The following is a 1,102-nucleotide window of genomic DNA, read 5'->3' as shown; positions in this document are numbered from 1 at the left end:
GGCTAATACATATTCACGGCGATCCAGCTCATACATGCCTCTGAAGAAATTAAAATAGTACTCAAGCAGACCAGTTAAACGAGCCTGTTTTTTATCAATCTCAAGCAGCAGATCAGACAGTCTCGGCTGTTCCTCAATCCTCATTTTTTCTAACGGTTCAAGGTACTCAAGCATCAGGTTGTGCCGAAACTCCATCAGTGAATAGTACAAATGAAGGTCTTGATCTTCTTCCATTTGATCCAGCTCTTGCTTGATTTCTCGTCGCAAATATTCTGCATCGGGTATGCTAAATCGGCGTATGTACATATACCATTCGTTAATCTTTTCTCCGATGGAAGAAGAAGATATGACACCTGTCACTTTTGCAAATCCCTCCCTTCATAATTCTATATATGTCATATTTTATCATCAACATTCTTGTGAGAAGCGCAAAAAAACCGCAATTTTTTCTTTCGTTACACCGCATGTTTGGAGATATATTTTCAAAAAGAAGCGTTTACCCTCAGCAATTTGTACAAGCAAACACGTTACTCTTCCATATTCTGTTATATCTGCGTGAGCAGTGTATGTCTGAAAAGGAAGTGAAGGAATGAGAAAAAACAAGCTTTCCTTTAAAGAAAAAGCAGGAGCAGAACAAGAAGAGTGCTTATGTTTTTGTGAGGGAGAAGCAAGCCGAGAAGCCATGTTTCAAGCGCCGATTGAATTATCTGAAGGATTTGTCGTTGATCCGGCTGAAGCTGTTGCAAACGTGACGTGGAATGCAGACAGCCTTTCTTGTGTCAGTGACCGTTGCTTAATTCAAACGGGGCCAGAGCCTGATGAGGTCGGTGTTCAATTTGCAGTGCGCCTGCAGGGAACCGTTACGCTACTCGTCAGTGTCTCACCTGTGCGAAATCAATATGGACAAGGGGACGGGGCTGTTTCCGTCATTCACAATGCAGAAATCGATCAAGTCGTCTATTATTCCGATGAACCGGATGATTGCCCGGATATCAGTGACATCACGATTGAGAACCTTGTTGTTGTTCCGCCGTTTTACGGCAGTCCTTTATCGGTGACGGGGACGATTGTGCTTGTACCGGAGCCGGAACCCGTCTACGCG

General features: G+C 43.6%; 1 protein-coding gene and 1 pseudogene. One reads left to right on the top strand and one right to left on the bottom strand.

Going from position 1 to position 1,102, the window contains the following annotated elements; translation table 11 throughout:
* Nucleotides 1-360: pseudogene (gene rapF / locus ACFRCG_RS48740) on the bottom strand (response regulator aspartate phosphatase RapF); the annotation flags it as partial.
* 229 nt (nt 361-589) lie between these two features.
* On the opposite strand from rapF, the gene ACFRCG_RS48735 reads away from it, so the two are divergent.
* Nucleotides 590-1,102 (top strand): hypothetical protein (locus ACFRCG_RS48735; protein WP_380043123.1); only part of this gene is annotated, 513 nt, incomplete at its 3' end.

The organism is Embleya sp. NPDC056575, from assembly GCF_042793325.1.
GTDB lineage: Bacteria > Actinomycetota > Actinomycetes > Streptomycetales > Streptomycetaceae > Embleya.
Note: the sequence above shows the minus strand (reverse complement) of the source record. Positions and strands in the feature narration are given on the sequence as shown.